Annotated in this window: 23 protein-coding genes and 1 pseudogene; 14 read left to right on the forward strand and 10 right to left on the reverse strand. The window is 73.4% G+C overall.

Features of this window, described 5'->3' with window-relative positions; genetic code table 11:
* Window positions 1–2: 2 nt before the first annotated feature.
* Both AH6_RS23705 and AH6_RS23710 read right to left on the reverse strand, forming a co-directional pair.
* Window positions 3–1,799, reverse strand: a complete 1,797-nt coding sequence (locus tag AH6_RS23705) for a glycosyltransferase family protein (RefSeq protein ID WP_067483494.1) — start codon at window positions 1,797–1,799, stop codon at window positions 3–5.
* Between the two features lie 421 nt (window positions 1,800–2,220).
* Window positions 2,221–3,510, reverse strand: coding sequence for a glycosyltransferase family 2 protein (locus tag AH6_RS23710; RefSeq protein ID WP_067483496.1), 1,290 nt, complete (start codon window positions 3,508–3,510; stop codon window positions 2,221–2,223).
* A gap of 275 nt (window positions 3,511–3,785) precedes the next feature.
* On the opposite strand from AH6_RS23710, the gene AH6_RS23715 reads away from it, so the two are divergent.
* Entirely contained in the window at window positions 3,786–5,396 is a 1,611-nt protein-coding gene (locus AH6_RS23715; protein ID WP_245679441.1) for a phospholipid carrier-dependent glycosyltransferase, read from the forward strand.
* Window positions 5,397–5,591: 195 nt separating this feature from the next.
* On the opposite strand, the gene AH6_RS23720 is transcribed toward AH6_RS23715, so the two are convergent.
* Both AH6_RS23720 and rsmI read right to left on the reverse strand, forming a co-directional pair.
* Window positions 5,592–5,921, reverse strand: coding sequence for a hypothetical protein (locus AH6_RS23720; RefSeq protein WP_067483498.1), 330 nt, complete (start codon window positions 5,919–5,921; stop codon window positions 5,592–5,594).
* Between the two features lie 88 nt (window positions 5,922–6,009).
* Entirely contained in the window at window positions 6,010–6,894 is an 885-nt protein-coding gene (gene rsmI / locus AH6_RS23725) for a 16S rRNA (cytidine(1402)-2'-O)-methyltransferase (protein WP_083983381.1), read from the reverse strand.
* Window positions 6,895–6,998: 104 nt separating this feature from the next.
* Between rsmI and AH6_RS23730 the strand changes: the two genes are divergently transcribed.
* Window positions 6,999–8,630 carry a dolichyl-phosphate-mannose--protein mannosyltransferase gene (locus AH6_RS23730; RefSeq protein WP_067483500.1) on the forward strand — a complete coding sequence of 544 codons (1,632 nt, stop codon included), beginning with the start codon at window positions 6,999–7,001 and terminating at the stop codon, window positions 8,628–8,630.
* A 61-nt stretch (window positions 8,631–8,691) separates the two neighbouring features.
* On the opposite strand, the gene AH6_RS23735 is transcribed toward AH6_RS23730, so the two are convergent.
* The 3 genes from AH6_RS23735 to AH6_RS23745 all read right to left on the reverse strand — a co-directional run bounded on the left by AH6_RS23735 (window position 8,692) and on the right by AH6_RS23745 (window position 10,978).
* Window positions 8,692–9,300, reverse strand: a complete 609-nt coding sequence (locus AH6_RS23735; RefSeq protein ID WP_067483502.1) for a DUF305 domain-containing protein — start codon at window positions 9,298–9,300, stop codon at window positions 8,692–8,694.
* 77 nt (window positions 9,301–9,377) lie between these two features.
* The gene (locus AH6_RS43975; protein WP_157431659.1) at window positions 9,378–9,776 is read right to left on the reverse strand and encodes a DUF6153 family protein; all 399 of its coding nucleotides are present in this window, start codon (window positions 9,774–9,776) and stop codon (window positions 9,378–9,380) included.
* Window positions 9,773–10,978, reverse strand: a complete 1,206-nt coding sequence (locus tag AH6_RS23745; RefSeq protein ID WP_067483506.1) for an MFS transporter — start codon at window positions 10,976–10,978, stop codon at window positions 9,773–9,775. Before AH6_RS23745 ends, AH6_RS43975 begins: the two co-directional genes overlap by 4 nt.
* Before the next feature lie 89 nt (window positions 10,979–11,067).
* On the opposite strand from AH6_RS23745, the gene AH6_RS23750 reads away from it, so the two are divergent.
* Both AH6_RS23750 and AH6_RS23755 read left to right on the forward strand, forming a co-directional pair.
* Window positions 11,068–12,060, forward strand: coding sequence for a LacI family DNA-binding transcriptional regulator (locus tag AH6_RS23750; protein WP_067483508.1), 993 nt, complete (start codon window positions 11,068–11,070; stop codon window positions 12,058–12,060).
* Window positions 12,061–12,262: 202 nt separating this feature from the next.
* Window positions 12,263–13,306, forward strand: a complete 1,044-nt coding sequence (locus tag AH6_RS23755) for a magnesium transporter CorA family protein (RefSeq protein WP_083983382.1) — start codon at window positions 12,263–12,265, stop codon at window positions 13,304–13,306.
* Window positions 13,307–13,381: 75 nt separating this feature from the next.
* On the opposite strand, the gene AH6_RS23760 is transcribed toward AH6_RS23755, so the two are convergent.
* Complete coding sequence (locus AH6_RS23760; RefSeq protein ID WP_067483510.1) at window positions 13,382–15,010, reverse strand: penicillin-binding transpeptidase domain-containing protein; 1,629 nt, start codon at window positions 15,008–15,010, stop codon at window positions 13,382–13,384.
* 110 nt (window positions 15,011–15,120) lie between these two features.
* On the opposite strand from AH6_RS23760, the gene AH6_RS23765 reads away from it, so the two are divergent.
* From AH6_RS23765 to AH6_RS23785, 5 genes are all read left to right on the forward strand, one after another.
* Window positions 15,121–16,065 carry a LysR family transcriptional regulator gene (locus tag AH6_RS23765; RefSeq protein ID WP_067483512.1) on the forward strand — a complete coding sequence of 315 codons (945 nt, stop codon included), beginning with the start codon at window positions 15,121–15,123 and terminating at the stop codon, window positions 16,063–16,065.
* Window positions 16,062–16,937 carry a serine hydrolase gene (locus AH6_RS23770; protein WP_067483515.1) on the forward strand — a complete coding sequence of 292 codons (876 nt, stop codon included), beginning with the start codon at window positions 16,062–16,064 and terminating at the stop codon, window positions 16,935–16,937. Before AH6_RS23765 ends, AH6_RS23770 begins: the two co-directional genes overlap by 4 nt.
* Before the next feature lie 154 nt (window positions 16,938–17,091).
* Window positions 17,092–19,722 (forward strand): AAA family ATPase, encoded by a 2,631-nt coding sequence (locus AH6_RS23775; protein ID WP_067483517.1) that lies wholly within the window; start codon window positions 17,092–17,094, stop codon window positions 19,720–19,722.
* A 55-nt stretch (window positions 19,723–19,777) separates the two neighbouring features.
* Complete coding sequence (locus AH6_RS23780; RefSeq protein ID WP_067483519.1) at window positions 19,778–21,466, forward strand: toprim domain-containing protein; 1,689 nt, start codon at window positions 19,778–19,780, stop codon at window positions 21,464–21,466.
* Window positions 21,467–21,524: 58 nt separating this feature from the next.
* Window positions 21,525–22,682, forward strand: coding sequence for a serpin family protein (locus AH6_RS23785; protein WP_067483521.1), 1,158 nt, complete (start codon window positions 21,525–21,527; stop codon window positions 22,680–22,682).
* Here AH6_RS23785 and AH6_RS43980 read toward each other — a convergent pair.
* Window positions 22,670–22,855 (reverse strand): EamA family transporter, encoded by a 186-nt coding sequence (locus AH6_RS43980; RefSeq protein ID WP_157431660.1) that lies wholly within the window; start codon window positions 22,853–22,855, stop codon window positions 22,670–22,672. The two genes, AH6_RS23785 and AH6_RS43980, sit on opposite strands and share 13 nt — an antisense overlap.
* A 13-nt stretch (window positions 22,856–22,868) precedes the next feature.
* On the opposite strand from AH6_RS43980, the pseudogene AH6_RS46045 reads away from it, so the two are divergent.
* Together AH6_RS46045 and AH6_RS46050 are read left to right on the forward strand one after the other, a co-directional pair.
* Window positions 22,869–22,985, forward strand: a pseudogene (locus tag AH6_RS46045) (helix-turn-helix domain-containing protein); the annotation flags it as partial.
* A gap of 103 nt (window positions 22,986–23,088) precedes the next feature.
* Window positions 23,089–23,280 (forward strand): type 2 periplasmic-binding domain-containing protein, encoded by a 192-nt coding sequence (locus AH6_RS46050; RefSeq protein WP_245679442.1) that lies wholly within the window; start codon window positions 23,089–23,091, stop codon window positions 23,278–23,280.
* A 24-nt stretch (window positions 23,281–23,304) separates the two neighbouring features.
* Here the strand turns inward: AH6_RS46050 and AH6_RS23795 are convergent, their stop codons facing one another.
* Window positions 23,305–23,646, reverse strand: a complete 342-nt coding sequence (locus AH6_RS23795; protein WP_067483555.1) for an MmcQ/YjbR family DNA-binding protein — start codon at window positions 23,644–23,646, stop codon at window positions 23,305–23,307.
* Between the two features lie 94 nt (window positions 23,647–23,740).
* Here AH6_RS23795 and AH6_RS23800 point away from each other — a divergent pair, with 94 nt between their 5' ends.
* From AH6_RS23800 to cobM, 3 genes are read left to right on the forward strand one after another with little or no spacing between them, the layout of a single operon-like run.
* A complete protein-coding gene (locus AH6_RS23800; RefSeq protein WP_067483525.1) occupies window positions 23,741–24,160 on the forward strand; it encodes a pyridoxamine 5'-phosphate oxidase family protein in 420 nt (139 codons plus the stop codon).
* On the forward strand, window positions 24,153–25,325 hold the full coding sequence (locus tag AH6_RS23805; protein ID WP_067483527.1) for a bifunctional cobalt-precorrin-7 (C(5))-methyltransferase/cobalt-precorrin-6B (C(15))-methyltransferase: 1,173 nt from the start codon (window positions 24,153–24,155) through the stop codon (window positions 25,323–25,325). The genes AH6_RS23800 and AH6_RS23805 overlap by 8 nt, the downstream gene beginning before the upstream one ends.
* Window positions 25,322–26,071 carry a precorrin-4 C(11)-methyltransferase gene (gene cobM / locus AH6_RS23810; RefSeq protein WP_067483557.1) on the forward strand — a complete coding sequence of 250 codons (750 nt, stop codon included), beginning with the start codon at window positions 25,322–25,324 and terminating at the stop codon, window positions 26,069–26,071. Before AH6_RS23805 ends, cobM begins: the two co-directional genes overlap by 4 nt.
* Window positions 26,072–26,099 lie beyond the last annotated feature (28 nt).

Below are 26,099 nucleotides of genomic sequence, written 5' to 3' on the forward strand. Positions count from 1 at the left end.
GATCAGCCGTCACGGCCCCAGGCCACCCAGCCGTCGTTCGGCGAGTCGCGGCTGTCGACCACCTGCCGGTCGGGGGGCGCGCCGCCCGGCCAGGTCGCGTTGACCGGGGTGCGGCCGTCCCAGTAGACGATCACCAGGTCGGCGTCCGGGGGCGTGCCGCGGCCGTCGAAGTCGGTCACGTCGTCCCAGGCCAGCCAGTAGTACAGCGGCAGCCGCAGCCGCCAGGAGATGTTGCGGTCGACCGCGACCACCGGCGTGGTGGTGGGACCGGCGACGCCGCGCAGGTCGGTGGCGGCGCTGAACTCCGCCACCAGCGGCCGGCCGATCCGGGCGTTGGCCGTGCCCGTCGCGCCCAGGAAGGTGACGGTGAAGACGCAGGTCAGCACGGCCGCTCCGGCGCGCCGGGAGACCCCGGGCAGCAGGCGGCCCAGCACCACGACCGCCAGCAGCGCGAGCCCCGCGAGCGTGGCGGGCCACAGCCGGAAGCGGGTCCAGTCCCAGGTCAGGAACGAGGTCTCGGGGAAGTCGTAGGGGGTGAAGGTGTAGCGGGACAGCCGGTCCCCCGCGTAGCGGTCCACGATCATGGCCAGCGCCACCAGCAGGCCCGCCGACCCCGCCGCCGTCCAGGCCACCGTCCGCCGCCGGGCGCGCAGCAGCACCGCGAGGCCCAACGCGAACAGCACCGGTGTCACGCAGGCCAGGTAGCGGCCGTAGACGTAGTTGCCGACGCGGTACTCGTCCGGCAGCGCCGCCGATGTGGCCAGCGCGATGCCCGCCGCCACCGCCAGGACGGCCAGCGCCATGGCCTTCGACGGGCCGGGGACGCCCCGCCGCAGCACCAGCGCCACCAGCGCGAGCAGGCCGATCCCGGCCACGCCCCCGGTGACGGCGAGCTGGTACCACAGCTGGCCCGAGCCCAGCCCCAGCGTCCAGCCCCAGCCGTCGGCGGTGGTCACCCGCCGCACCAGGTTGCCGCTGAGGTCGTTGTCGCCATAGGGGTAGAGGGACGACAGCAGGCTGTGGTTGAGGCGCGTCCCGGCCAGCGCGACGCCCGCCAGCACCGCGCCCACCACCGTGGCCTCGCGCCAGGGCCGCCAGCGCGCCACCGCCGCCAGCACGACCAGCCCGGCGTGCACCACCAGCGGCAGCACGCCGCGCGTGTGGCACATGTAGGCGTAGGCCGCCAGCGCCGACGCGCCCACTCCGTACAGCGTGACGCGGGAGATCACGGCCTCGCGCGGCGCGGTGAGCCAGGAGTGCGCCAGCAGCAACCACCCCAGCACCACCACCGGCAGCACCGCGTCCGTCAGCGCGAACTCGGCGAAGAACACCACGCCGGGCAGCAGGGCGGTGAGGTTGCCGCCCAGGAACGCCGGAAGCCGCGCGAGCCCGCAGCGCCGCAGCAGCACGTACGCCAGCGGCAACATCAGCGCGCTGACCAGGGCGTTCTCGACCTGGACGAGCCGGTAGACGACCGCCGGGTCGTCGGCCAGCCAGAACGCGGGCGTCAGCAGCAGCGGATAGCCGCCCCGGTAGACGGTGCCGTAGGACATGTCGGCGCCCGGCCCGCCGGTCAGCACCCGGGCCGCGAACAGGTAGCCGGTCTCGTCGGGCGTCGCCACCGGCATGGTCTGGCCGGTCGCCAGCAGCAGCCGCACCGCCGCCTGCGCCAGCCAGCCCAGCAGGAGCGCCAGCCGCCACCGGCGGCGCGACGGGCGGGCGGGGGCCGCGCCGTCGTCGGCCTGGCCGGGCCGTCCGGCGTCGGCGACGGCGGGGTGCAGGGCCGGGGGGCCGCTCATCGTGGGGGTACGGGGTGAAAGACCATGACCCGATCAGCCTGCCACAGGAATTTCGCCCCCGGCGCCCTGGTCAGCGGCTTGTGGAAAACCTGGACGGCCGCTGAACGCCGGAGCTCCGGTCGGCGCGTCTCCGTGCGCGACCCGGCGAGGTGCGGGATGTTCGCACATCGTGTGCCTGGAATGCATGGACGCGGTCGTGGGCCTGGCCGAGGCCCCGATCACGGACCCGATCATGGTCCCGGTCGTGAACCCGAACGCGGGCTCAGTCGTGGGACCGGTTGCGGGCATGAACGTGGGACCGGTCATGGGCCCGAACGTGGGACCGGTTGCGGGCCTGAACGTGGGAGCGGGCGTGGGACCGAACGCCGACGGGCTCCCGCGCCGTTGGCGCGGGAGCCCGTCGGAGGGATTCGTGAGCCCGTCAGCTCTCGGTGGTGCTGCTCTCGGCCTTCTTCTCGGCGGCGGCCTTCTCGGCGGCGGCGCTCTCGCGCTCGCGCCGGGCCTGGTCGGCGGCGGCGTCCACCACGTCGGCGGCCTCGTCGGCGGCGTCCACCGACAGCGGCGGCTGGCGGCGGCGGATGCCCAGGATGCTGATGAACAGCGAGGCGAAGATCGCCTGGAAGCTCATCATCAGCGCCACCGCGGCCGGCACCACCAGGCGCAACGACTCGCGCGGGTCGAGCTCGCCGAAGCTGTTGACCCGCCAGTGCAGCAGCGAGGCCACCAGGCCCACCACGCCGGCCAGCGCCAGCAGGCCGCCGAACACCAGGCCGCGCTCCAGGCTCCACCAGCGGTTCATGATGTTCTGCACGCGGTTGTCGGGCGGCAGGAAGCCCTCGTGCATGGCGTAGACCTTGGTGAGCAGGGCGAAGATCACCGCCTGGAAGCCGATCACCATCGCGGCGCCCGCGCCCACCAGGGTGTCGACGTCGAAGGCGATCTCGCCGACCCGCACCGGGCCGAACGCGAGCGCGATCCCGGCGACCAGTCCGAGCGTCATAAACAGCAGGCCCGGGATCAGGAACAACCAGCGGGGGCTGTAGAGCATGAGGAAGCGCAGATGACGCCAGCCGTCGCGCCAGGTGTTGAGGTGCGGGGCGCGGGTGCGGCCGTCGGGGGACAGCGTGGTGGGGCGCTCGCGGATGTCGTACTTGGCCAGGGTGGCCTTGACGACCATCTCGCTGGCGAACTCCATGCCGCCGGTCTGGAGGCCCAGCCGCATGATCGATTCCTTGTTGAAGGCGCGCAGCCCGCAGTGGAAGTCGCCGATCTTGCTGCCGAAGAACAGCCGGCCGACGAAGCTCAGCACGGGGTTGCCGAGGTAGCGGTGCAGCGGCGGCATGGCGCCGGGCGCGATGCCGCCCGCGAACCGGTTGCCCATCACCAGGTCGGCGCCGTCGCGCAGGTCGTCCAGGAACGGCCCCAGGGTGGCGAAGTCGTAGGAGTCGTCGGCGTCGCCCATCGCCACGTACCTGCCCCGGGCGGCCCGGATGCCGCCGATGAGGGCGTTGCCGTAACCTTTGTCGACGACGGGCACGACCCGTGCGCCGGCGTCCCGGGCCAGCTGCTGGCTGCCGTCGGTGCTGCCGTTGTCGGCGATGACGACCTCGCCGTCGATGCCGGCGTCCTCGAAGAACTGAATCGTCTTGCGAACGCACGTCTCGACCGTTTCGGCCTCGTTGAGACATGGCATCACTACGGAGAGTTCCACGCGATCTCCTTCATTACCGCTGGTGACCGTCTGCGGTATTTTCAACTAATCTCATCATGTTCCGCTGGGCGGCCCGTCGACGTTCATGATGCCTGCCGGGGACGGGCGGTGCGTGCCGCTCTCACCGAGAGCGCCCGGGATGACCCCCGCGCTCGCGAGGGGCGAACGGTGTTGCCGTTTCGCAACGTGTTGCCCCGCTCGGCCACGGCTCCGAGCGGCAGGCTAGGACGACAAGCATACGGGCACCGCGGCCCGGAAAGGGTGGGGCAGCAGTTGTGACGCGCGCTGAACAGGGCGCCGCCGCCGGTGTGGCGCTAGAGGAGCCGGTGGCGGTCGAGACCGCCGAGACGACGCCCGAGCGCACGTCAGGGGGCCGGTCTCCGCTGCGCGGGCGCGCGGGCGTTCTGGCGTCCCGACTCTGGGCCGCGACACGCCGCAACCGCACTTTTTCTGTGATCCTCGTCACAGGCGCGTTGCTCCGGATCGTCGCGATGGTCGGCTACACGCCGGTCATGTTCTTCAACGACAGCTTCGACTACCTGCACGTGGCGATGAAGCCGTACCCGCACCCGCTGCGGCCCGACGGCTACGCGTTCCTGCTGTTGGCGCTCCGCCCGCTGCACAGCTTCGCCCTGGTCGCCGCGGTCCAGCACCTGATGGGGCTGGGCATGGGGCTGATGATCTACGCGCTGCTGCGCCGCCGGTTCGGGGTGCGCGGCTGGATCGCGGCGGTGGCCGCCGCGCCGGTGCTGCTGGACGGCTACCAGATCCAGCTGGAGCACCTGGTGTTGTCCGACACCCTGTTCACCTTCCTGGTGGTCGGCGCGGTGACCCTGCTGCTGTGGCACGACCGGCCGTCCTGGAAGGTGGCCGCGGCGGTCGGGCTGATCATCGGGCTGGCCTGGCTGACCCGCTCGGTGGGCCTGCCGGTGCTGCTGGGCGTGCTGGTCTTCCTGCTGATCCGCCGCGCGGGCTGGCGGACGATGGCGGTGCTGCTGGTGACGTGCATGTTGCCGGTGGTCGCCTACATGGGCTGGTACAAGGCCGAGAACGACAAGTTCGCGATGACCGAGAGCAACGGGATCTTCCTGTTCGCGCGGGTCTACAAGTTCGCCGACTGCCACAAGATGAAGGACCTGCCGGTCCGCGAGATGCCGCTGTGCACCGAGGTCGGCGGCAGCCGCCAGCCCAACTCCCAGGACGGCATCTGGAACGCCGCCTCGCCGCTCAACCGCTACACCGGCAAGCGCTTCAACCCCGAGCTGAACGGGATCGCCAACGACTTCGCCAAGCGCGCGATCCTGTCCCAGCCCGACGACTACGTCCGGGTCGTCGGGCACGACTTCTTCCGGGTCTTCCAGTGGAAGCGCACGGTGTTCCCCGACCCGGCGACCTACGCGCAGTACGAGTTCGGCGAGCGGTCCAACGCGCTGCCCGAGTGGCGGATGGACAGCGACTACACCGCCGCGCAGGAGGCCGTCGCCTACGAGCAGGGGCGGGCGCGCACCAAGGTCGTCGAGCCGTTCGCGGGGATCATCAGGGGTTACCAGGACCACGTCTACCTGCGCGGCAGCCTGGTCGGCGTCATCCTGCTGGTGGGATTGGCGGGCATGGCGGTGATGTGGCGGCGGTTCGGCGGCGCGGCGTTCCTGCCGTGGTGCCTGGCCACCGGGCTGCTGCTGGCCCCGGCGGCGACCGCCGAGTTCGACTACCGGTACGTGCTGCCGAGCGTCCCGCTGGCGTGCATCGCGGCGGCGCTGGCCTTCTCCCCCGCCGCGCGCGTCCGCCTGCGGCGCGGTGGCGTCGGCAGGGGCGTGGACGAGCCGGGCCCGGCGCCGTCCGGCGACGCTCCGAAGAAGAAGGTCCCGGAGATCGCCGCCGGTTGACCCCCGCCGGGCCCGCCACGCCGTACCGCGCCGCGCCGTGCGCGCGGGGCGTCCGGTCGGCCGACGCGTTGTCGGCCTGACGCGCCGAGCCGTACGCGTCGTCAGCCGTACGCGTTGCTGGCCTGACGCGTTACTGGCCTGACGCATCGCCAGCCGGACGCGCCATCAGCCGGACGCGTCGCCGGCCGGACGCCGCTACCAGGCGTGCAGGCGGCGCAGCCGGAACACCAGTTCCAGCGCGTCCTCCTTCGCGACCGGCGGCACCGCCGCCCGCCGCCGCCACGGCGCGGCGAACGCCTTGACGTTGCCGCTGGAGCACTCCCGGCAGGGGTGGTCGAGCCACGGCGTCATGCAGCGGCAGCCGTCGTGCTCGTACACCACCGCCTCACCGCCGTGGCCGTCGGCGGTGTGCCGGACGTCGAACTCCTCGTCCCAGCTCGTCCCGCAACACCCGCACTCGTAGATCCAGATCTCGTGGCTCGACCATGCGTCCCGCACGGCCCTCACCCCCTCGGTGAACGCCACCCCGCGCTCCGGCCCCCAGGGGCTCGCGCGCGCCGTCACCCCTAGGTGTTCCCCGGTTCGGCCCGGTTGGAGTGCGTCGGCCAGAGGACTATGCCCTCGCGGCCACCACCGCGTCGTAGACGACCCGCTTGGGCAGGCCGTTCTCCTTGGCGATCTCGGTGATGGCCTGCTTGCGCGGCGTCCCCGCGGCCTCCCGGGCGGCGACGGCGGCGGCCAGGTCGGCCGGGTCCGACAGGCCCTCGGGCGCGGGCGCGCCGCCGACCACCACCGTGATCTCGCCGCGCACGCCCTCCTCGGCCCACGCCGCCAGCTCGCCGAGCGGGCCGCGCCGGACCTCCTCGTAGGTCTTGGTCAGCTCGCGGCAGACCGCCGCGGGCCGGTCGGCGCCGAACGCCTCGGCCATCGCGCCGAGCGTCGCGGCCAGCCGGTGCGGGGCCTCGAAGAACACCATCGTGCGCGGCTCGGCCGCCAGCTCGGCCAGCCGCCGGGCGCGCTCGCCCTGCTTGCGCGGCGGGAAGCCCTCGAAGGTGAAGCGGTCGGTGGGCAGCCCCGACACGATCAGCGCGGTCGTCACCGCCGACGGGCCGGGCAGCACGCTGACCGGCACCCCGGCCGCGACCGCCGCCACGACCAGCCGGTAGCCGGGGTCGGACACGCCCGGCATGCCCGCGTCGGTGATCACCAGCACGTCGCGCCCGGCCAGCAGCTCGCCCAGCAGCTCCTCGGCGCGCGCCTTCTCGTTCTGGTCGTAGTACGACACCACCCGCGCGACCGGCTCCACACCGAGGTCGGAGGTGAGGCGCCGCAGCCGCCGGGTGTCCTCGGCCGCGATGATCGGCGTTTCCGCCAGCGCGGCGCGCAGCCGCGGCGAGGCGTCGTCCGGCCGCCCGATCGGCGCCGCGCCGAGCAGCAGCGTGCCCGTCCCGGCCGCCGCGCGATCCGCCGCCTGCTCTTGCGTCCCGTTGCCCGTCACCGCTCCATTCTCGCGCCGCCGGGCACCGCGCCGGGCCACCGGGTGCGTCGCGGCGCGCCCGGCACCGGCCCGACGGCGGACCGGCGCGCCCGTACGATGGCGGGATGGCGATGACGGATTTCGCGCCGGCGACGGCCTCCGAACGACGATCGCGCCCGCCCACCCTGCGCGAGTGGCTCGCCCCGCCGGTCCCGGGCGGCGCGCTGCTCGGCTGGCTGGGCCCGCTGCTGGTCACGGTGTTCGCCGGGGTCCTGCGGTTCACCGGGCTGGCGACGCCCAAGGCGGTGGTCTTCGACGAGACCTACTACGCCAAGGACGCGCTCGCGCTGCTGAAGTACGGCTGGGAGCACAACACCGTCAAGGACGCCGACAAGCTCCTGGTCGCCGACCCGAAGGCCGACATCTGGGCCGACGGCGCGTCGTTCGTGGCGCACCCGCCCGGCGGCAAGTGGATGATCGCGATCGGCGAGCAGCTGTTCGGCGCGACGCCGTTCGGGTGGCGGTTCATGCCCGCGCTGGCGGGCACGCTCGCGGTGCTGATCCTGTGCCGGGTGGCGCGCCGGATGACCGGTTCGACGCTGCTGGGCTGCGCCGCCGGGCTGCTGCTGGCGGTGGACGGGCTGGCGTTCGTCACCAGCCGCACCGCGCTGCTGGACGTGTTCGTCATGTTCTGGGTGCTGGCCGGGTTCGCGTGCATCGTCGCCGACCGCGACCGGTCCCGGCGGCAGCTCGCCGACAGGCTCGACCAGGATCTGGAGCGCGGCACCGTCTCCTCCTACGGCCCCTTCCTCGCGCACTCCTGGCGCTGGGCGGCCGGGATCTGCCTGGGCCTCGCCTGCGCCACCAAGTGGACCGGGATCTTCTACATCGCCGCGTTCGGGCTGATGGTGGTGTTGTGGGACTACGGCGCGCGGCGCGCGGCGGCGGTGCCCAAGCCGTTCACCGGCACCCTGCTGTTCGAGGCGGTCCCGGCGTTCGTGCAGCTCGTGGTGGTCGCCGCGATCACCTACCTCGTGTCCTGGTCCGGGTGGATCTTCCGGCCGGGCGGCTGGGGGCGCGGCGAGGTGTCGGGCAACTGGCTGGCGCGGCCCTTCGAGGCGATGCCCAAGTTGTGGAAGTACCACGCCGAGATGCTCAACTTCCACACCGGCCTGGACTCCAAGCACCCCTACCAGTCCTGGCCGTGGGACTGGCCGGTGTTGCGGCGGCCGGTGGCGTTCTACTACACCGAGCCCAAGAACGCCTGCGGCGGCGGGCGCTGCTCCAGCGAGATCCTCGGCATCGGCACCCCGGCGTTGTGGTGGGGCGGGCTGCTGGCGCTGGTCGTGCTGGCGGGCCTGTGGCTGGTGCTGCGCGACTGGCGGGCGGGCGCGATCCTGCTGGGGTTCGCGGCGGGCTGGTTGTCGTGGTTCCCGTCGGCGTTCGGCCACCGCACGATGTTCCTGTTCTACGCGACGCCGATGATCCCGTTCCTGGTGCTGGCGGTGGTGCTGGTGCTGGGCTACCTGATCGGCCCGGCGCGGCAACGGAGCGGTGCGCACCTGGACGTCACCGGCGCGGCCGAGCAGGCGCCGGCCGTGGGCCCGGGGGCGCGGCGGGTGGCCGGGGCGGCGCTGGCGGGCGCGTTCCTGCTGGTGGTGCTGGTCAACTTCGCGTACTTCTACCCGATCCTGACGGCCGACGTCCTGCCGTACGGCTCCTGGCACGACCGCATGTGGTTCTCGTCCTGGATTTGAAGGACATGACGGACGGAACGGGCGCGGCGGACCGGTGGGGCCCGCCGCGCCCGTCGTTCGTCTAGCCGCGCAACATCTTCTTCATGGCGGCGATCTCGTCCTGCTGGGTGCGGACGATCTCACCGGCCATCGTCTTGGCGGCCGGGTAGGAGCCCTTGGCCTGCTCCTCCTGCGCCATGGTGACCGCGCCCTCGTGGTGCTCGATCATCATGGTGAGGAAGCGCCGGTCCAGCGCCTTGCCCTTGAGTTTCTTGAACCCGGCCATCTGCTCGGGCGTCATCATCCCGGCCATGCCGCCGCCGTGGTGGCTCATCGCGGGCTGCTCGGCGCCCTCGGCGGGCACCGGCTCGTCCCACTGTCGCAACCAGCCGCTCATGGTCTCGATCTCGGGGCCCTGGGCGCGCTCGATCTGCGCGGCGAGCCGCTTCACCTCGGCGTCGGCCGATCCGGCGGCGACGACCTTGGACATCTCCACCGCCTGGCGGTGGTGCGGGATCATCATCTGCGCGAACATCACGTCCTGCGCGTTCTGCTTGGCCGTCGCGCTGGGAGCGGCGCTGGAGGGCATGTCGTGGCCGGGCATGCCGCCGTCCGCCTTGTCGTCGTTCCCGCCGCAGGCCGCCGTGCCGAGCAGGACCGTCGCCGCGATCGCCAGAATGCGCTTGTTCATCGTTCGTCTCCTTGCCGTGGTCTGAAGGCGTGCCGAAGAGACCCGACGCCGCGTGCGGGCGTCCGGTCGTCGGCCTCCTACAGCCGCATCACGGAGAGTTGGTAGATGCTGGGCGGGCGGGTGCGCGGCGGTCCGCGCGGGATCACCCGTCCCCAGACCGAGCCGGTGGGAACCGGCAGCAGTTCGACGACGCGCCAGGCCGCGAAGGCGAGCAGCAGCGCCCCGGCCAGGAACGCGAAGCAGACCATGCCCGCCATGCAGCCGGAGTCGTGCCCGGCCATGTCCATGGGCGAGGTCATCGCGGCCTGCTGCGGCTCCCCATGAAGAGGGGCGGCGTGCGCAACGGCGAGGGCGGGCCCGGAGACATGCGTCGGAGACGGCGTCGCGGTGATGCCGTGCATCGCGAACAGCCCCGCGAACAGCCCGAGTCCGAGCAGCAGGAGGGCCGCGCTCCGCGATACCCCCCGCCCGTTCATACCGCCACTGTAGCGGGCGCCGCCACGTCCGCCGACCGGGGTCGCAGGGTCCGCGCGCCCAGCAGGCACACCAGCAGCGCGAGCACCCCGCCCGCGCCCGCCCCGGCGAACGCGCCCGGCACGCCCGCCACGTCCTGCCCGACGCCGGAGACGAACGAGCCGAGCGAGCCGCCCGCGCCCACCGCCGCCACGATCCACGCGAACGCCTCGGTGACGGTGCCCACCGGCGCGAGGTGGTCCACCAGCGAGAAGCTGCACGCCAGCACCGGGGCCAGGAAGATCCCGCTGACGAACGCCAGCACCAGCATGATCGGCAGCCCCGGCGCCCACATCAGCGGCAGGTACCCGGCCGCCAGCGCGACCAGCAGCCAGGGCAGGCGGCGATGCTCGGCCCCCGACCACGGGCGCGCGCCGTAGACCAGGCCCCCGACCAGCGCGCCGCCCGACATCGCGGCCAGCAGCAGGCCCGACGCGGCCTCGTTGTCCAGGCGTTCGGCGTAGGCGACCACGGCCACCGCGTACACGCCCAGCGCGACGCCCGCGAACAGCAGCGACAGCAGCAGCACGCGCAGGCCGGGCGAACGCAGCGGGCCCGCCCAGTCGGCGGCGCGCGGCTCGCCGCGCCAGGCGCGCGAGGGCGCGGCGGTGGTGACGACGAGCGTCCCGGCGACGCCGAGCGCGCCGGTGAGCAGCAGCGCCGTCTCGGGGTTGATCGCGGCGGCCGCGACCACCAGCAGCGGGCCGACGGTGAACAGGATCTCCTGCGCAGCCGCGTCCAGCGCGTAGGCCGCCTTCAGCCGCGCCTGGTCGGGCAGCACGGCGGGCCACAACGCGCGCAGCCCGGCCTCCAGCGGCGGCGTGGCGAACCCCGCCAGCACCACCGCCACGACCGCGACCGGCAGCGGGTCCGCGCCGACGACCGCCAGCAGCACGAAGCCCAGCCCCGACAGCAGCGCCGACGGGAGCAGCACGCGCGGCTGGCCGAGCCGGTCCATGGCGCGGCCGAGCACCGGCTGCCCGGCCGCCATCGCCAGCCCGAACACCGCCGCCAGCGTCCCGGCCAGCGGGTAGCCGCCGCCCTCGGCGCGGACGTGCAGGACGATCGCGAGCATCCCCATGCCGTTGGGCAGGCGGCCCAGCAGCGTGCCGCCGAGCAGCCGCCCGGCGTGCCGCAGGCGCAGGAACTCGACATAGGCGCGCATCGCGATGCTCCCCGTTCATGGCCAGTCATACGTATTACTTGTCGCGTCATACGTACCATGCCAGGCCCGGGGTGTTCTAGTTTGTTGTCGTGCCCGCCACCAGTCGCCCCACGAGCCGGGACGTGGCCCAGGCGGCCGGGGTGTCGCAGTCCACGGTGTCGCTGGTGCTGGGCGGCAAGTGGCCGGGCCGTGTCTCCCCCGCCACCGCCGCCGCCGTGCACGACGCCGCCGAGCGGCTCGGCTACCGGCCGAATCCGGCCGCCCGGAACCTGCGGATGGGCACCACCCGCACGGTCATGCTGATGGTCCCGACGCTGATCGCCCCGTTCTTCGGCTCGGTGCACGCGGGCGCGGCCCGGGTCGCGGCGCGGCACGGGTTCGGGCTGGTGGTGTACCCGTGGCCGGACGACGCCGGGCCCGCCGACAGCCCGTTCGCCGCGTCGCGCGAGGCGATCGACGGCATCCTCGCCTCCTCCATGCCGCGCGAGGTGCTGGCCGGGTTCCCGGGCACGCCGGTGGTGATGCTCGACAGCGACCCGGCGGGCGCCGAGACCACCGTCAACTTCGCCGTCGCCGACGGGATGCGCGCCATCGCCGCCCACCTGGGCGCGCTCGGGCACCGCCGCATCGGGCACGTGGCCGCCGAGCCCGACCAGTGGACCTTCCAGGTGCGCGGCGCGGCGCTGGCCGCCGGGGTCGCCGCGCTGCCCGGCGGCGCGCTGACCCGCGCCGTCACCTCGATCGACATCGCCGCCGCCAAGGACGCCGCGGGGCGGCTGCTGGACGCGCACGAGCGGCCGACCGCGCTGGTCTGCGACGACGACATGCTCGCCGCCGGGGCCTACAAGGCGGCGCGGGCGCGCGGCCTGGACGTCCCCGGCGACCTGTCGGTCACCGGCATGGACGACGTGCTGCTCGCCACCGCGCTGGAGCCGGAGCTGACCACCGTCCGGCTCCCGGCCGAGGAGCTGGGCGCGCAGGGCATGGCGGCGCTGCTGGAGCTGCTGGGCGGCGGGCGGCCGCCGTCGCGGTCGTTGCCGGGCCGCCTGGTGGTGCGCGGCTCCACGGCGGCGGCGGTCTAGACAGTGTTTCAAAGTCCCGGCCCAGGGGACTCGCCTGGCGGCTCGCCCCCTGACCGTGCCTTGGCGAGTGCCACATCGCTTCGCGATCTGGCCCGGCGGGGCTCGCCTTCGGCTTCGCCCCGCCGGGCCAGTTAGTCACTCGCGCGACGGCTGAGGCCTTTGAGACAGGTCCTAGATCACTTTCCCCGGGTACAGGGACCCCATGGGGAAGATTCCGTCCGAGACCGACCGCGAGGCCCACCCCGACAACCGGATCGGCGCGGTGCCGCCGCGCACCCGGGTGTGGCGGCACGGGGAGGTCGAGGCCGAGGGTTTCCCCGTCGCCGACCTCAGCGACTACCTCGACCAGGACGGCACGGTGGTGTGGCTGGACCTGTGCGCGCCCGACCACCACGACCTGCACGTCATCTCCGACGAGCTGAAGCTCGACCCGGTCGCGGTGGAGGACGCGGTGTCGGCGCACGAGCGCGCCAAGCTGGACCGCTACCGCGACTACGTCTTCCTCAACCTCTACGTGCCCGAGATCAGTGACGGCGAGCTGGTCATGCACGAGGTGTCGGCGTTCGTGACGCGGCAGGCGCTGGTGACCGTCCGCCAGGATCAGGGCTTCGACGTGGACGAGCTGATCCGGCGCTGGGACGACAGCCCCGAGCTGACCTGGCTGGAGGACTCGAAGGTCAGCGCCGTGCCGCTGCTGTACGGGCTGCTCGACCTGGTGGTGGACCGGCAGCTCGCGGCCGTCCAGAACCTGGACGACGAGGCCGACGCCATCGAGGACATGGTCTTCGACGACGGCTCCCCCATCAAGGAGATGCAGCGCCGCAGCTTCCGGCTGCGCAAGAACCTGGTGGCGGTGCGCCGCGTCGCGCTGCCCATGCGGGAGGTCCTCAACACCCTGATGCGCCGCGACCTGCCGCTGGTGGCCGAGCCGATGGTGCCCTACTTCCAGGACGTCTACGACCACACGTTGCGGGTCGCCGAGTGGACCGACGGGCTGCGCGACCTGATCGCCAACCTGCTGGACACCCGGATCGCGCTGCAGAGCAACCGGCTCAACGAGGTGATGAAGAAGGTGACGAGCTGGGCGGCGATCATCGCGGTGCCGACCGCCGTCACCGGCTTCTACGGGCAGAACGTGCCCTATCCGGGGTCGGACCAGACCTGGGGCTTCGTGGTCAGCACGACGATCGTGGTGGTGTGCAGCGTCGGGCTCTACCTGGTCTTCAAGGCGCGCGACTGGTTGTGAGCCCCGTGGTTGTGGACCTCATGACCGTGGGCCCCGCCCGTGCGGGGTCGGGCGGGACTCACGGCCGGTCCGTTCTCAGTTGGCGCGCAGGAACGAGGCGGCGATCGGGGCCGCCGCCTCCGCGCCGGTGCCGCCGCCCTCGACCACGACGGCGAACGCGAGGTCGCCCTTGTAGCCGATGAACCAGGCGTGCGTGGGCGGGTTGTCGCCCGTCCCGAACTCGGCGGTGCCGGTCTTGCCCGCCGTCCCCTTCGGGAACCCGACGTCGGCGGCGGTGCCCTCGCTGACCACGGCGGGCATCAGGGTGTGCAGGGCCTGCTTGACGGCGGGCTCCAGCTTGTGCGGCTGCTCGGGCTCGCGGCCGCCCGCGTCCACGGCCTCGGCGGCGGTCTTGGCGTCCACCAGGCGCGGCGAGTACCAGGTGCCGTTGGCGGCGGCCGCCGCGACGCCGGCCATGTTGAGCGGGCTGGTCAGCACCTCGCCCTGGCCGAAGGAGGCCGACGCGAACGCCGTCTGGTCCTTGGTGGCGGGGAAGGTGGCGCGCACGGCGGGCAGGCCCGCGATGATCGGCGCGTTGAAGCCGAACTGCGCGGCGACCTCGGTGAGCCGCTTCTCGCCCAGCTTGTCGACGGCGAGGCGCGCGAACGTGGTGTTGCACGAGTGCGCGAACGCCTTCTCGAACGAGATCGTCCCGAAGTCCTCGTTCTTGTAGTTCTTGAAGGTGCGCCCGCCCACGTTGGTGGTGGCGGGGCAGCCCACCTTCTGGTCGGCCTTCAGTCCCCCGGCCACCAGCGCCGCCGCCGTGACGACCTTGAACGTCGAGCCGGGCGGGTAGTGCCCCATCAGCGCCCGGTTGTAGCCGCCGGGCTTGTTGGCGACGGCGAGGATCTCGCCGGTGGAGGCGCGCAGGGCGACCAGCGACGCGGGCTTGGTGACCTTCTCCATGGCCTTGCCCGCGGCGCTCTGGACCTTGGGGTCGAGCGTGGTGCGCAACGCCTGGCCCTCAGCGCCACCGAACCGCTTGAGCGTGCGCACGGGCTTGCCGTCCGCGCCGACGATCTGCACCGTCAGCGCGGGCGTCCCGGCGAGCCGCCGCTGGTACTGGCGGTTCAAGCCCTCCACGCCGACCTGGTCGCCCTTGCGGTAGGGCGCGCCCAGCTTCTTGGCGATCTCGTCGGTCGCCGGGCCGAGCGGCCCGACGAGCTGCTGGACCGAGCCGGACGGCGATCCGGCGAGGCCGCTGCCGTCGGCGCCCTCGATGGCGGCGCGCTCGGGCCAGGTGCGGGCCGACTGGAGCCGCTGGCCCTCGGCGAGCCCGGGGTACATGACCTCCGGCGACCAGACGACCTTCCACCCGTCGTCGTCCTTGGTGACCTTGTAGGTGCCGGTGTAGTTCCACTTGCGGTCGCCCGCCAGCGTCAGGTCGGCGGCGTAGGAGCCGCCCTCCTTGTCCAGCCCGGTGACCTGGAAGCTCTGCCGGGCCACCCCGACCTCGTCGCGCATCTGCGCGAAGCGCTTCTCGAAGTCGGCGGGCGCGCCCGCCGTGAGCGCCCGCATGGCGGCGAAGTCCCCGCGCCCCCAGGCGGCCATGTACCTGTCGACGTTCTCCTGCGGCCCCTCGTCGCGCAGCACGAACCAGGCCGCTCCCGCCCCCACGAGCACGATCGCCACCGCGGCGACGATCAGAATCCGGGATCGGCGCATCCGTAACCCCCTCTTCGATCGGACGCCGGACAGCACATCACCTGCGCGGCGAAAAGTCCAAGATTGATATCGTTAGCGCATTCATACGAGAACGGATATGGTCCCAGGTCGTGAACCTCGTCGGGCATCTGGGCTGCTTCGTCGTCGTCGCCGAGGAGCTGCACTTCGGCCGCGCCGCCGAGCGGCTGGGCATGGCGCAACCCCCGCTGAGCCAGCGCATCCAGCGGCTGGAGCGGGAACTCGGCGTCCGGCTGTTCGACCGCTCGTCGCGCCGGGTCGAGCTGACCGTCCCCGGCCGCCTCCTGCTGGACGAGGCCCGTGACATCCTCTCCCGCGTGGACCGCCTCTCCTCCCTCGCCGAGCGCGCCCGCCTGGGCGAGACCGGCACGCTGCGCGCGGGCCTGCCGCCCGACCTCGGCGGCAGCGTGGTGGCCGCGCTGATCGCCGCGTTCCGCGACCGCCGCCCCGGGCTGCGCCTGGACCTGCGCGAGATCGGCACCGCCGACCAGGTGCGGGCGCTGGCCGACGGCACCCTGGACGTCGGCGTGCTGCGCCATCCCTGCGACGCGCGCGACCTGGCGTTCGGCCCGATGCTGACGCAGCGCGTGGGCGTCCTGCTGCCCGCCGCCGAGGAACCGCCCGCCCACCTGCACCTGTCGGACCTGGCCGGGCACGACCTGGTGGCCGCGCCCCGCGACGAGGCCCCCGAAATCCACGACGACCTGCTGGCCACCTGCCGCCGCCACGGCTACGACCCGCCCGCCGTGCACGAGGCGCGGCATCCGCAGTTCGCGCTCGGCCTGGTGCTCGCCGGGACCGCCGTCGCGCTGCTGCCGCAGGCCGAGGCCCCCGGCGCGGTGTGGCGTCCGCTGCTGGGCGACCCGCTGACCTGGCGCGTCTCGTGCGCGTGGCGGCAGGACGCGGGCGGCGACGACGTCGAGGCGTTCACCGCGACCGCCACCGCCGTCCTGCGCGACGAGGCGGGCATGACGCCGCTGGCCCCGCCGCCCGCGCGCCGCGTCGCGCTGCGCCCCGCGTCGGGGTTCCTGGCATGAGGCACATCGAGCGGGTCTTCCGCGACGCCGGGGTCACCGGCCACCTGTACGCCCTCGACCTCGACACCGGCCGCGACCTGGGCGTGCGCGGCGACGACCCGGTGGTGCTGGCCTCGGTGTTCAAGGTCCCGCTGCTGGTGGCCTTCCACCGCCGCGCGGCGGCCGGGCTGCTGGACCCCACCGAGCGCGTCACGTTGTCCCCCGAGGAGCGCGCCCCCGGCCCGACCGGCATCGCGACCATGCTGGACACCGTTACCCTCTCGCTGCGCGATCTCACCAATCTGATGATCACAGTGAGCGACAACACCGCCGCCGACGCGGTCTTCGCGCGCGTCGGCCTCGACGCCGTCAACACCGCGATGGCCGACCTCGGCCTGTCCCATACCCACCTGACCGGCAACGGCGGCGAGCTGCACGACACCCTCCTGGCCGACGCGGACGTCCCCGACCTGGGCGAACTGTGGGCCCGCCTGGACGAGCCCGGCATGCTGAGCCGTCTGCGCGCCCTGGACCCGTCCCGCACGACCCGCAGCACGCCCCGCGAGATGGCCCGCCTGCTGGCGATGATCTGGCGCGACGAGGCGGCCCCGCCCGAGGCGTGCGCGGAGATGCGCCGCCTGATGGGCCTGCAGGTGTGGCCGCACCGCCTGTCGTCCGGCTTCCCCTACGACGACGTGCGGGTCAGCGGCAAGACCGGCACGCTGCCGACCCTCCGCAACGAGATCGGCGTGGTGGAGTACCCCGACGGCGGCCGCTACGCGGTGGCGGTGTTCACCCGCTCGTTCCAGCCCTTGGCGGTCCTGCCGGAGGCCGACGCGGCGATAGGCACGACGGCCCGCCTGGCGATCGAGGCCCTACGCACTCTGACGTAGGGGCGCGGGGCAAGTGTCCTTCGGATGGGGAAGCGGGATCGGGCGCGCTCGGGAGGTGGCGGGGAAGCCAGAGGTTTTCGCGGAGGAGGGGAGGCATGCCGTCGCGAACCATAGGCTGTTACCTCGGTTTTGATCAGGTTTGGGGAGAGAAGCGGTGCGGCTGCCGGAGCATCTTGAGCTACTGCTCACCGACGAGCCGGTTCTGGACGTCTACGCGCACGGGCCGTGGCGGGTGCCCGACGGGCTGTTCGACGAGATCTCCGCGCGCGTCGGCGAGCTGGCCGCCGACCCCCGGTGCGCGGACCTGACCACCCAGCAGCACAAGCTGCTGACGCTGCCCGCGTCGCTGGTGGTCGCCGAGATCTTCGGGATGCTGGCGTTCCTGCCCGGCGGCGGCGCGATCAAGGGCGGGTCGTGGTCGCAGCTCCCCGAGCGGTTGTTGCGCCCCCACCTCGCCAACCCCGCGCCGCTCAGCACCCGGATGACGCGCTGGGACGCGCCCGGCGGGCGGTGGCGGCCGCCGGTGGACTGGCTCGTCGAGGCCCCCGACCGCAAGCTGGCGATCGAGCTGGCCCGCGACTGCCTGGCCGCCCTGGAGGGCGTCGAGCCCCTGGAACGCCGCCGCAAGGCCCTGCTGCGCCTGTACGACGACCCGCCGCAGTGCGACGTCAACCTGCCCAAGCTCGACCTGCGCGAGCACTGGAACGCCCACGCCGACGACGAGATCCTCGCGGCCGTCCCCGAGCTGCTCGGCCCCGTCGGCTACCTGGAGTGGGTGTGCTCGGGCCTGCTCGCCGCGCACGAGCGGCTCGTCTCGGTCGCGCCGCGCGAGGAGCCGCTGGACGCGCACCTGTCGCGGCTGCTCGCGCAGGGCGGCATGGAGCAGGTCCCGGCCGAGCTGGCGGTCGCGCTCGGTGAGGACCACTACCGCGAGATCCTGCAGCGTTTCCCGGTGGACCTGCGCGGGTTCAAGCCGCTGGCCTGGCAGGAGGAGACGCGCGCCTGGCTCGTGCGGGCGCTGGTGTCGGGCGAAGCCGACGCGTGCCGCGCCTGGCTGGACATGGCGATGCGCTTCGTGGCGACGGTGCAGGGGCTGCCCGGCGACCCGTGGTTCCCCAAGGCCGAGGTCATCCCCGTCGGGCTGTTCCAGAACGACCTGCGGCGGCTGTTCGCGCCGCGCCGCCGCGTCGTCAACCCGCTGGCGGACACGCTGCGCACTGAGCCGGCCGAGGCCGCCCCGGCGCGTCCGGCGCTCGCCTCGTCACTGGTGGGGCAGCCCGAGGTCGTCGCCGCGCTGGCGGAGCTGACGCGGGAACGCGAGCCGGTGCGGCTGCTGCTGTCCGGCCCGGACGGCACCGGCAAGCGGGACGCGGCGACCGAGCTGGGCAGGGCCCTCGCGCTGGCCCGCGACCCGCTGTGGGTGACCGACAACCTGTTCGCCGGGCAGCGCCTGCCCGACGCGGTCGCCAAGCTGCACGCCGACGCCCGCGACTGCGCCGGGGAGCGGCTGCTGATCATCGAGGGGCTGGACGGCGTCGTCGCCGACCCCGGCAACGGCGAGGCGCTGGCCGGGGAGCTGCACCGGCTGCTGGCGATCTACCCCGACCTGAACGTGGTGGCGTTGTGCGACGCCGGAGGCGAGGACCGCATCCGCGCCGTCAACCCGGTGTTGCCGCAGCGGTTCCGGGTCGCGCGGACCAGGCCGTTCACCGCCGAGGAGCACGCCGAGCTGTTCCGGCGCGCGCTCGCCGCCCGGGGCGCGCGGGCCACCAAGCAGGCCCTGGTCGCGGCGGGCGAGCTGCTGGCCGCCGCGCCGCCCGTGCAGACCCTGCGCAACGCGCGCCTCGCGCCGCACCTGGCCGATCTCGTCCTGGCGACCGCCGGTGATCCCGTCCGCAAGCAGGACATCCCCGCCGCCCTCGACACCGGCCAGCAGGCCGGGAACCCGCTCACCGAACTCGCCGCGCTCACCGGCCTGGACACCGTCAAGCAGGAGATCTCGCTGCTGGTCGCGGGCACCCGCGCGGCGAAGTTGCGCGGCGAGGCGGGCCTGAAGGTGAGCGCCCCGACGCGGCACATGGTGTTCACCGGCAACCCCGGCACCGGCAAGACGATGGTGGCGCGGCTGCTCGGGCGCGTCTACAAGCGGCTCGGCGTGCTCTCGTCGGGCCACCTGGTGGAGGCGACCCGCGCGCACCTGGTCGGCGAGTACATCGGGCAGACCGCGCCGCGCACCCGCCGCCTGGTGGAGCGCGCGCTCGGCGGCGTGTTGTTCATCGACGAGGCGTACACCCTCACGCAGTCGCCGCTGAAGGGCGACTACGGGTACGAGGCGATCGCCGAGCTGGTGAAGCTGATGGAGGACCACCGCGACGACCTCGTCGTGGTGGTCGCGGGCTACGAGCGGGAGATGACCGAGTTCCTGGCCGCCAACCCCGGCCTGGACTCGCGCTTCCCCAAGCAGCTCCACTTCCCCGACTACGCCGACGACGAGCTGATCGCGGTGTTCGCGCAGCTCGCCGCCGACGACGGCTTCCGCCTGGCCGACGGCACCGGCGAGCTGCTGGGGGCGATGTTGCGCCGGATGCCGCGCGGCCCGTCGTTCGGCAACGGCCGCCTGATGCGCAACCTGCTGGACGTCGCGGTCGCCAACCAGTCCGAGCGCATCGCCGCGACGGCCCGCGCCGGGAAGCGCGTCGCCAAGCGCGAGCTGGTGACGCTGCGCCCGGACGACCTGCCGCCGTTCCTGGACCATCCCGAGGAGTTGTTCGGCCTGTACCTGTAGTGGGTATGAGGCATTTGCGAGTCCCGTGCCGGAATCCACCGATTAGGAGACCGGCATGTCCCTCACCCACGACGACACGGCCGTCCTGCGCGGCGTCGCCGCCCGGGAGGCCGCCCGGCTGCACGACGGCACCCTGCCGTGGACGTGCTGGCTGGACCGCGCGGCGCGGTTCGGCCGGTACGGCTTCGTCAACACGCTGCTGATCGCGGCGCAGTGGCGGGCCGCGACCGACGTGCGCTCGTACGAGGAGTGGCGGGCCGCCGGACGGCAGGTGCGCCGGGGCGAGACGGGCATCCGGATCCTGGCGCGCTCGGGCACGCCGCGCGCGGTCTTCGACTTGGCGCAAACGGCGGGGCTGCCGCTGGCGACACCACCGCCGGCCGTCCCATCCCAGGTCATCGCCCGCTTGACGCGCTGCTTCCTGACCGCTCAGGCAGGCACGACCGATCGGGACCGGGCGCGTCACCTCCCGGACACCCGGACAGGCCCGCCCGATCAAGGCTTGGCACACCATCCCCAGGATGCCCGGCCAGGCCCGGCCCGCCACGACCTGGCGCACCTGCTCCGGCAGATAGCCCTGAGCAGCGGCGCGCGAGGGCTGATCGAAGCCGACTCCGTCGCCCACATCGTGCTGGCGCGTCTCGGCCTCGAACCACCCGCATTTGACTTCCCCGCCACCGCACCCTGGGCCGACGCCGCCTGCGGGGACCGCATCCTGCGCCTCGCACGGCAACTGCACGCACGCGCGACCGACCCGTCCGGCGACCTGATGACGGCGGCGCACCGCTACTTCCGCGCCTGCCTCCAGGACAGCTGGGCCCCCGCCTACCTGACCGAACGCGGCTTCTCCCGTAGCGTCCAGCGGCGCTGGCAGATCGGCTACGCGCAGGGCCCGCACACCCTCACCGCCCACCTGCGCGGCCTCGGCCACCCCGACGAGGCGATCATCGAGGCGGGCCTGGCGCGCCGGGGACGCTCCGGACGTCCCTACGACACCTTCCGGGACCGCGTGATGTTCGCGATCCGCACCCCCGACGGCACCCTCGCGGGCTTCATCGGCCGGGCGCGCGACGGAGCGTCCGGCCCCAAGTACCTCAACACCCCCGGCACCGCCCTCTTCCACAAGAGCGAGCTGCTGTACGGCCTGCACGAGTCGCGCGACCGGCTGGCGAGCGGAGCACGACCTGTCCTGGTAGAGGGCCCGCTCGACGCCATCGCCGTCAACCTGGCCTCCCCGCGCGACCACGCCGCCGTGGCGACCTGTGGCCTGTCACTGACCCCGGCGCACCTGGCGGCGCTGCAACAGGCCGCGCCCCTCTCCCGGACCGGCGTGCTGGTCGCCCTGGACGGCGACCCGGCGGGCCGCTCAGCCGCGCGACGGATCTGGGACATACTCCGCGAGCTGGACGCCCCGGTGGACGCAGCCCTGCTACCGGACGGCCGCGACCCCGCCGACCTGCTGGACGCCGGAGGCCGCGCCGCCGTCCGCACCGCACTGCGCGACCCGTTCCCGCTGATGGACGTCGTCATCGACCACGCCACGGGCCACCTCCGCAGCGCCGAAGAGCGCGCATCCGCCGCCCACACCGCCCTGGCACTGATCGCCGCAGGCCCACCCGCTCAAGCCGCCCGCCAGATCATCCGCCTGAGCGAACGAACCGACCTCCCCCATCACCTCCTGACCGAACTCCTCATGGACGAGGTCAGCGCCCAGTACGGCCGCGCAGCCCCGACGCTCCGGTAAACCGGTTGTCGCCCTGCCGGACCGCTGCGACGATCTTGCCCTCGTCCGAGGAGGGTCCGTGTTCCAGCCGGCACCGATCAACGCGCTCACCGCCCGCTGGGCCGCGACCTGCACCGGGGAGTCGACCGTGCAGGCCGGGGTGGGGGCCTGGCCGCTGCTGGCGTTCCTGGCGGCGGGTGCGACCGGCGAAGGCCGGGCCGAACTGGAAGAGGCCGTCGGCGTGGACGCGGCGTCCGCCGCCCAGGCCGGGCGGGAGCTGCTGGACCTGCTGGCCGCCTCCCCCGGCGTCCGCGCCGCGCTCGGCGTGTGGACCCACCGCGAGGCACTGCTCCGCCCGTCGTGGACCGACGCGCTCGCGCCCAACTCCCACGGCGTGCTCAGCGGCGTCCCCGAAACCGACCAGGCGCATCTAGACGCGTGGGCGTCCGAGCAGACCGGCGGCCTCATTCCCGCCATGCCGGTCACCGTGGACGAGCGCACGCTGCTGGTGCTGGCCAGCGCGCTGGCCGTACGGACGACGTGGCTCCAGCCGTTCGACGAGTCCGATGGGTACTTCGGTGAGACCTGGGCCCATTTCCTTTTCCGGATGTCCCAGTTCCTGGACCGCGTTCGAGTGGCCGAGACCCCGGCGGGACCGGTAACGATGCTGCGCGTGATGGGCCGGAACGGCATCGACGTCCACCTCGCTCTAGGAGAGGCCGACCGCGCGGCCGCCGACGTCCTCCCTTCGGCCATCGACGTGCTGGCGCGCCGCCACCGCACCGTCCCCGCCGACTCCCTGCCCATCGGTACATCGGCCCCCGGCCTGGAGATCAGACACGCACGCTCCTACAGGCCGGAAGATCGCCTCGCGGTCACCGTCCCCCGGTTCTCGCTGAAGGCCGAACACGACCTGCTCAAACTGCCGGAGGTCTTCGGCCTGACCACCGTCAGCGACACCGAACGGGGCCACTTCCCCGGCATCAGCGACGCGCCGCTGGCCGTGCAGCGGGCCGGGCAGAACGCCATGACCAACTTCACGGCCAAGGGCTTCGAGGCCGCCGCCGTCACCGTCATCGCCGCCGCGGCGGGCGGCATGCCACCCCCGCCGCCCTACCGGGTGAAGGAGGCGGAATTCCACATCGACCGTCCATTCGGGTTCCTGGCCGTGCACCGCCGCACCGGCCTCATCCTCACGGCGGGCTGGGTGGCCGACGGCGAACCTTACGACGACTGACGGGCCGTCGCAACGACCCCGGCGGCGGCGACGCTGACGCAGCCGATCGCGCCCCACTGCGTCCACGCCAGGTGCTCGCCCAGCAGAACGAGACCGGCGAGCGCCGCCACGGCCGGTTCAAGGCTGACCATCACCGCCACAACACGTTCAGGCAGGTGGCGTAGCGCCGCCATGTCCAGCGACCAAATGATCGACCCGCGCCTCCAGACCCTCCGCGTCCTGCGCCGCCTCGGCACCGTGACCGCCACCGCCGAGGCGCTGCATCCCACCCCCTCGACGGTCTCCCAACGGCTCCGGCAACTCTCCCGCGACCTCGGCGTCCCCCTCCTGGAACCCCAGGGCCGCCGCGTCCGCCTCACCGCACGAGTGGTTCGCGGTGTCGGCACTCGTCGCGCACGGCTTTGGCGTGAGCCTGGTCCCCCGTCTAGCCCCGCTGCCGCCCGAGCACGAGGTGGTTCGCGTCCCGCTGACGGGCACGCCGGTGCCGTCCCGCCGCATCGTCACCTGCGTGCGCCGGGGCGCGTCCGTGCAGCCGCCGATCGCCCGCGTCCTGGCGGCGCTCCAGCGTGCGAAAGCCGAACGTGTCCCTAGCGGTTGAAGTGCGCGGCGGCCGAACGTGTCCCTAGAGGTTGAGGTGCGCGGCGGCCACCCCCTTGGGCACGACCATGCGCCACGCGTCGACGACCAGCTCGCGCATCTCGTCCTTGTCGAGCGAGGCCGTCCAGGCGTCCACCCAGTTGAAACGCTGGTCCGACAAGCGGGGCAGGTGGAAAACGTCGGGCCGCGACGCGACGAGCGCGGCGCGTTCCTCCTTCGGGAAGGCGAAGCCGAGCACCGTCTCGTCCTGCGAGAACGCCAGGTAGACGATGCTCCCCACGCGGAACTTCACCCGGTCCCTGATGAGGTGCTCGGACGTGCGCGGCAACGACAGGGCCAGCCGCCGCACCTGCTCCACCGTGACCATCGTCACCCCACTTCCGCGCCGACCATAACCGCCCGGTCCGACAGAACCGGGGCGTCTGAGATCCTTGCTGGTCGGAGAATCACGAGGGGGCGTCATGCAGCCGGTCCGCGACAAGGATCACCTACTGCGTCTGGACGACGAGCGGGTGCTGGAGTTCTGGCGGGAGCGGCACCTGTGCACGCTGACCACCCTGCGCGCCGACGGGACGCCGCACGTCGTGCCGGTCGGTGCCACGCTCGACCCGGCGGCCGGGATCGCCCGCGTCATCACCTCCGGCGGGACGCTCAAGGCCCGGCACGTGGCCGCCGCCGGAGAAGCGGGGCTGCCGGTCGCGCTGTGCCAGGTGGACGGCCGCCGCTGGGCCACCGCGGAGGGGCGGGCCGTGGTCCGGAACGCGCCGGAAGACGTCGCCGACGCCGAACGCCGGTACGCCGACCGCTACCGGACGCCTCGGGAGAACCCCGAGCGCGTCGTCCTGGAGATCACCATCAGCCGGATGATCGGCAATGTCTGAGACCACGGTCGTCGGGATCGGCGCGGACGGCTGGGCCGGGCTGCCCGAGACCTCCCGGGCGGCGGTCTCAGCAGCGGAAGTGATCTTCGGCAGCACGCGGCAGCTCGATCTCCTGCCGGATTCGGACGCCGAACGCGTCGCCTGGCCGTCCCCCATGCTGCCCGCGCTCCCCCGCCTGCTCGCCGAGCACGAGGGACGGCGGATCACCGTCCTGGCCAGCGGCGATCCCATGTTCTACGGCGTCGGCTCGACGCTGGTCCGGGTACTGGGGGCCGGACGCGTCCGGGTGCTGCCGCATCCGTCGTCGGTCTCCCTGGCCTGCGCCCGGCTCGGCTGGCCGCTGGAGGAGACCGAGATCGTCAGCGCGGTCGGGCGGCCCCTGGAGGTGCTGAACGCGGTGCTGGCCCCAGGCCGACGCGTCCTCGTGCTCAGCGCCGACGCCACGACCCCCGCGAAAGTCGAAGGGCTCCTCGCCGGACGCGGTTTCCGCGCCGACGTGACGATCCTGGAACGCCTCGGCGCACCCGACGAACGGATCGGACCGCCGCACCCGGACGTCGATCCCCTCAACATCGTCGCCGTCCACTGCCTGGAAGGCGCGGCGCTCCCCCTGACCCCCGGCCTGCCCGACGACGCCTACGAGCACGACGGCCAGCTCACCAAGCGCGAGATCCGCGCCGTCACCCTCGCCCGCCTGGCACCCCGGCCGGGCGAGATCCTCTGGGACGTGGGCGCGGGCGCGGGCAGCATCGGCATCGAGTGGATGCGCGCCCACCGCTCCTGCCAGGCCGTCGCCGTCGAGCGCGACCCTGAGCGCGCCGAACGCATCCGCGCCAACGCCGCCGCCCTGGGCGTCCCGGGCCTGGAGATCGTCGAGGGCGCGGCCCCCGCCGCCCTGGAGTTCCTGGAGACCCCCGACGCGATCTTCGTCGGGGGCGGGGTCACCGTGCCCGGCATGGTGGACGCGTGCTGGAACGCCCTGCGGCCCGGCGGGCGGCTGGTGGTCAACGCCGTCACCGTCGAGTCCGAGCGCGAGGTGACCGGTCATCAGGCCCGCCTCGGCGGCGACCTGACCCGCATCGCGGTCAGCCGCGCCGCCCCCGTCGGGGGTTTCACAGGATGGAGAACGATGATGCCGGTGACGCAGTGGACGGTGACCCGGTGACGGTGCACTTCATCGGCGCCGGGCCCGGCGCCGCCGACCTGATCACGGTGCGGGGCCGCGACCTGATCGCAGCCGCGCCCGTGTGCCTGTACGCGGGCAGCCTGGTGCCCGCCGAGATGCTCGCCTGGTGCCCGCCGGACGCGCGCCTGATCGACACCGCGCAGATGGTGCTGGACGACATCGTCGCCGAGATGGTCGCCGCGCACGAACGTGGCCAGGACGTGGCCCGCCTGCACTCCGGCGACCCGTCGGTGTTCAGCGCCGTGGCCGAGCAGATGCGCCGCCTGGACGCGGCGGGCGTGCCCTACGACGTGGTGCCCGGCGTCCCGGCGTTCGCGGCGGCGGCAGCCTCCCTCAAGCGCGAGCTGACCGTCCCCGAGGTCGGCCAGTCGGTGATCCTCACCCGCACTTCGGCGCGCGCCACGCCCATGCCGCCGGGCGAGGACCTGGCCACGCTCGGCCGCAGCCGCGCGACGATCGTGCTGCACCTGGCCGTCCAGCGGATCGAGGAGGTGGTCGCCGAACTGCTCCCCAACTACGGCGCGGACTGCCCGGCCGCCGTGGTCGCGTTCGCCAGCCGCCCCGACGAGATCGTGCTGCGCGGCACCCTCGCCGACATCGCGGCGCAGGTGGCGGAGGCGGGGATCAAACGCACCGCTGTCATCATCGTCGGCGCGGTCCTGACGGCCGAGAACTTCACCGACAGCCACCTGTACTCGGCCGCCAGGTGCCGCGGTGTTTATTGAAGTCCCGGCCCAGGGCCGCTCACCTGGC

The sequence above is a fragment of the Actinomadura hibisca NBRC 15177 genome, assembly GCF_001552635.1.
GTDB lineage: Bacteria > Actinomycetota > Actinomycetes > Streptosporangiales > Streptosporangiaceae > Spirillospora > Spirillospora hibisca.